We start from the raw sequence: 4,072 nt of genomic DNA on the forward strand, positions 1-4,072 counted from the left end.
GGGCAGTCATCAGGATAACCACGAGGTAAGGTTTCCGGTTGGGGGTGGGAGGATGCGAGCCGGAACACGGCGACCTTCGCCGTGTCGCGTGAGCATCGGGCGGGCCAGGGAAGACCAGGGCGGCTCAACAGGACCGGCACACGGCAGCGGTCCGGGCGGGAAGAAGGCGAGCCGGAAACGGGACCGCCGGGCGGGCCCGTCGCGTGAGCCTTCAGGGTGGGCCAACCTTTGCCAAGAAAGATAATGCCAGGCGTCGATAATGTACCAACCCGGGCAGGGCTCTTTTGATTGGCGTCAAGGTGTCCCTGTCCGGGCCACTTTTACCGATAGAAAAAGATGATCCGCATCTTTGTCCGGTGCAGCCACCACCGCAGGCTTTTCCATATTCCAAAAATGGTTGATTGGTATTTCCGGTGCTCCCGGTATTTTCGCTGGCTGATCATAGGATCTACTCCGTCCGGATCCCGCTCGGCAGCGGATCGCAGTGCCACGCGATCATATCAACCCGGCGCCGTTCTGCAATCAGGTTGTCGAGTCCCTCCCATGCAGCCTTATCCGTCCACGACTTGACGATCTCATCGTGCCTGTAGCGGAGATCCTGCGCTTCAGCCTGCAGCATGAATGCCCGGTGCTCTACGACAGGTATCCGGGTTTCAATGCGTTCGAGTTCTTCAAGGACCTTGATCGGCATGGCGTCAAAAATGGTCTTGGTCATGCTGACACACCTTCCGCGGCATCGGTTCCGGTTGCACCGGCAGGGACCGGGGCTGAAGCCCCGATCATGAAGTCCACTGCCTTCTCTGCCCGGCCTGCTGCATACATCACGAGATCTGCGTCAGCCTTGATCGCCTTCGCCCAGTTCTGGAGATAGGCTGCCTGATTCTGAACAATAGCTGATGAGTCGATGCCGGTCAGCGCGGCCAGGTAGGCACTCCCGATCTCGGCGATCAGTTCTTCGCGCCCGTAGGTGTCGGACCCGAAGCAGACCGGATCGGTCTTCTTGAACCGGTCGAGCCGGGGCCCGGTGGAGTGGATGCACTCATGGAACATCGTTGCATAATAGTGCTCGGAGGTCCGGAACTGGCGGATATCCGGGCAGGTGATGATATCTATTTGCGGGGAGTATGCGGCCCGGTCCCCTGCCGCGATCCGTATCGACTCCCGGCCCGCGTAGTCCTGAATAACCGCATCGCACCCGAGGAGGTGCGGATTATCTTTCAGGTCCGGCAGTTGGTAGCCCTTCTCCTGATAATCAGTCTGGGCGATGTTGAAGACAACGAAGGCTTTCAAAAACCGGATCTGTTTTCTGCTCTCGGTCTCCTTGCCGTTCTCATCGGTCTTCGTGTCGGTCTTCACGGTCCGGCCTGCGTAGATAATTCCGGTCCCGTGCTCGCCGAACTGGACCTGTAACCCTGCGGCGAGATACTGCCGGTAGGTTGCCCAAAAGGGGAGAGGGTAGGTACTGAGGCCGAGAATCAACCGGTTCAGCCCGGTGTATCCCCTGCCGCTGAAAAGATTGCGCGGGCCGTTCTCGGTCCACGGCTTCAGCCAGGGGATCTTTCCTTCCGAGAGCGCCTTAATGATCCGCTCGTTGATCTGTGCTTTTACGTCAGCGGCTTTCATGCTGACACCCCGGCGGGCTGCATGGTCGAGACGTTCGCATATTTCCGCTCGCCCTTGAGCATCCCCTTTACCTGTGCGAGGGGGGAGACGTACTGCACATCGTTGATGGAGATCATCACGGCTTTACCGGACCGGGTGATCCATGCCTTCCCGACCGGGGCCGCGTCCGCGTTTTTCATAACATCGGATATGTCATAGACCGGCGCGGGCCAGTGGTCTTCGAGCCTGTGGACTTCACCAGCGGGGATAACCGCCTGCATGGTCTTGACATCGATACGGACCGAGCCGTTATAGAGGCGGGCTGCCCCTATGTGCTCGAACTTCACATCTGTTTTTGTTGTTGGCGTCAAGGTGTTTTTCACCATACATTCATCGACGTTAGAGCATATAACTCTCCGCCGTGCGCAGGGTGAAAGTAAAGGCGCTGCGTTTTCAGATTTGCGAAATACGGCTATTTCGCAGAATTTTATTTTCACAAGGCCCGCCCAGGCACACAGCGCGACAGGCCGCTGATGCGTCCCGTAACCGCGCCGTGTGACCATGACCCGCCCCTTCGGTGTTCTGTTGGTACGCGATCGCCCCGGTTGGACCCCCCCGACAAAGCGAGCGACCGTCCGCTGATGCGTCCGGTAACCGTCGCTTTGTCCTCCCATCCCCCACCCTGAAACCGATCCCCGTTCTATCGCAATGACTGCCCGTCCCTTTCAAGGGCGGGAGGAGCGAAGCGGGCGGCGGGTCGTCGTGGCCAAGCGGCCCGAGCGAGCACCGCGACAGGGGCGCGAAGGTAAGGAGCCGCATCAGCGGTGAGTCGGAGCCCCCTGTGCGTCGTGCGAGCGAGTCACTGAGCGTCTGCGTTTTCGCATCAACAGCGACGAACACGATGCGGAGCATGGTGTGAGGCGCGGGCCAGATCAGCCGCTGGCGCCGGAGCAACGCGACAAGCCAGGGGCGTCATCGTCCCAACAGGAAACTCCGGAAAACAGGGAGGTGATGTGAGCGGAACGGGCGATAAGCCCGTGGAGACGAACATGACGGAAGCGTCTGCATACCAACCGAACAACAGCAGGAGATCGCCGCCCGCGTCGCACGCTTCGCACGACTACGCCGTGCTCGCACCGCTCCGCGACCGGCTTGAATGGGTCTCCAGCAAGTCCTGAAAAAGGATGGTGAGAATGGCAAGAGTCTAATCGATACCCTGCCGGTATATCTTCTCCTTTTTCCCCCGCCGCCGCTTCACCCGTTCCGCCCCGCTGGCTATCAGAGCGGAGATGACGATAGGCAGGGCAATGGTTGCATCGACATGGACCTGTACCTGCTGGCTCGTTGCCGATTCCTTGCCCCAGCTGATCGCTTCTTCAAACGTGCAGCCGGAAAGCCCGCCCCACTGGGGGGAATCCGTTGTGTATTGAATAGCATATGCATGCCCGCCTAGATCCTTCTCGTGGATCGAACCAATCACCTGCGTCTGCTGGATGAAATTCTTGGGCACTCCGCCACCCACATATATAACACCGGATTTTCTTGCCTCCTCCACCCGCGCCGTGATCTCGTCAGCATCAGCGATCTGGTCGATATCGATATCAAATCCCCGGCGTCGTGCGATAAGAAGTCCGATGCCGATAGATGAATCGGCAAGTGCCGGGATAAAGATCGGTATCTTCTCTTTCGCGCAGACCGATGTGAGCGATTCATACTCCGGCCTTTCGCTCCCCAGCCATTCTCCCCATAACCGGATGAACTCCCTCGATGAACCCCGGAACGGTGCGATCGATTCAGACCATGCGGCTATCCCACGGTCAACGGTCCGGAACTCCTCCTCGAACGCAAAGACATCGTAGATGCGGTCGATACCTTTCCGGTAGAGCTCGCGGTCATCAGCGGTATGGTGGCCACGATAATGACGGATCCCGAGATGCTCGCAGGAATCGTGAAAGATGTTCGCACCCGTTGATACGATGACATCGACATAATGCCGTTGTACCATCTCGACAAGACACCGCTGCATACCTGCCGGTATCATCGCACCCGAGAGCCCGAAAAAGATCGTACACTCAGGATCGGCAAGCATACTGCGCCATACTTCCACCGATTCCCCCAGTTTGCGCCCCTGGAATCCGGTCCGGGCCATACCGGACAGGAGGGTTGCAACGTTATCTGATGGGCAGACGGGTGAGATTGTTTTCATCGGGTGTTTTTTCGTCATTTCCCCAATGGCTTTCATGCTCATCCGCATCCCAGGAACCCGCGGATACTCCGGCTTGTGCGGCCGCCAAAATAGATATCGCGCTCACTCATGGTAGAGACCTCCTCGATGGTGAAATGGACCTTCGGGTGTTCCCTCTTGAGCATCTCCAGCAATCGTTTCAATTCGGTTCGGGGTACAATACTGATCAGGACCGCAACTGCCGGTACGAACTGGCCCGACCCGTTGATCCGCGTTGTCCCGAAC

Annotated in this window: 6 protein-coding genes; 1 reads left to right on the top strand and 5 read right to left on the bottom strand. The window is 58.5% G+C overall.

The window, feature by feature from the left end:
- Nucleotides 1–448: 448 nt before the first annotated feature.
- Genes A4E33_RS00110 through A4E33_RS00120 form a run of 3 tightly spaced genes read right to left on the bottom strand, consistent with a single transcriptional unit; the run spans nucleotide 449 to nucleotide 1,988 of the window.
- Nucleotides 449–715 (bottom strand): hypothetical protein, encoded by a 267-nt coding sequence (locus A4E33_RS00110; protein ID WP_292345276.1) that lies wholly within the window; start codon nucleotides 713–715, stop codon nucleotides 449–451.
- Nucleotides 712–1,623 (bottom strand): ArdC family protein, encoded by a 912-nt coding sequence (locus A4E33_RS00115; RefSeq protein ID WP_292345277.1) that lies wholly within the window; start codon nucleotides 1,621–1,623, stop codon nucleotides 712–714. Before A4E33_RS00115 ends, A4E33_RS00110 begins: the two co-directional genes overlap by 4 nt.
- Nucleotides 1,620–1,988 (bottom strand): hypothetical protein, encoded by a 369-nt coding sequence (locus tag A4E33_RS00120; RefSeq protein ID WP_292345279.1) that lies wholly within the window; start codon nucleotides 1,986–1,988, stop codon nucleotides 1,620–1,622. Before A4E33_RS00120 ends, A4E33_RS00115 begins: the two co-directional genes overlap by 4 nt.
- A 663-nt stretch (nucleotides 1,989–2,651) precedes the next feature.
- Between A4E33_RS00120 and A4E33_RS00125 the strand changes: the two genes are divergently transcribed.
- On the top strand, nucleotides 2,652–2,780 hold the full coding sequence (locus tag A4E33_RS00125) for a hypothetical protein (RefSeq protein ID WP_292345281.1): 129 nt from the start codon (nucleotides 2,652–2,654) through the stop codon (nucleotides 2,778–2,780).
- 26 nt (nucleotides 2,781–2,806) lie between these two features.
- Here A4E33_RS00125 and A4E33_RS00130 read toward each other — a convergent pair whose 3' ends face one another.
- Both A4E33_RS00130 and A4E33_RS00135 read right to left on the bottom strand, forming a co-directional pair.
- Nucleotides 2,807–3,844, bottom strand: coding sequence for a deoxyhypusine synthase (locus tag A4E33_RS00130; RefSeq protein ID WP_292345283.1), 1,038 nt, complete (start codon nucleotides 3,842–3,844; stop codon nucleotides 2,807–2,809).
- Nucleotides 3,845–3,846: 2 nt separating this feature from the next.
- Nucleotides 3,847–4,072 (bottom strand): DUF2179 domain-containing protein (locus A4E33_RS00135; RefSeq protein ID WP_363053487.1); only part of this gene is annotated, 226 nt, incomplete at its 5' end.

The organism is Methanoregula sp. PtaB.Bin085 (genome assembly GCF_002067035.1).
In the GTDB taxonomy this organism is placed as follows: Archaea; Halobacteriota; Methanomicrobia; order Methanomicrobiales; family Methanospirillaceae; genus Methanoregula.

Bases quoted from the DNA above. Each gene is read 5' to 3' on its own strand.
- A4E33_RS00110 (WP_292345276.1), bottom strand. From the start codon at position 715: ATGACCAAGACCATTTTTGACGCCATGCCGATCAAGGTCCTTGAAGAA.
- A4E33_RS00115 (WP_292345277.1), bottom strand. From the start codon at position 1,623: ATGAAAGCCGCTGACGTAAAAGCACAGATCAACGAGCGGATCATTAAG.
- A4E33_RS00120 (WP_292345279.1), bottom strand. From the start codon at position 1,988: ATGGTGAAAAACACCTTGACGCCAACAACAAAAACAGATGTGAAGTTC.
- A4E33_RS00125 (WP_292345281.1), top strand. From the start codon at position 2,652: ATGACGGAAGCGTCTGCATACCAACCGAACAACAGCAGGAGATCGCCG.
- A4E33_RS00130 (WP_292345283.1), bottom strand. From the start codon at position 3,844: ATGAAAGCCATTGGGGAAATGACGAAAAAACACCCGATGAAAACAATC.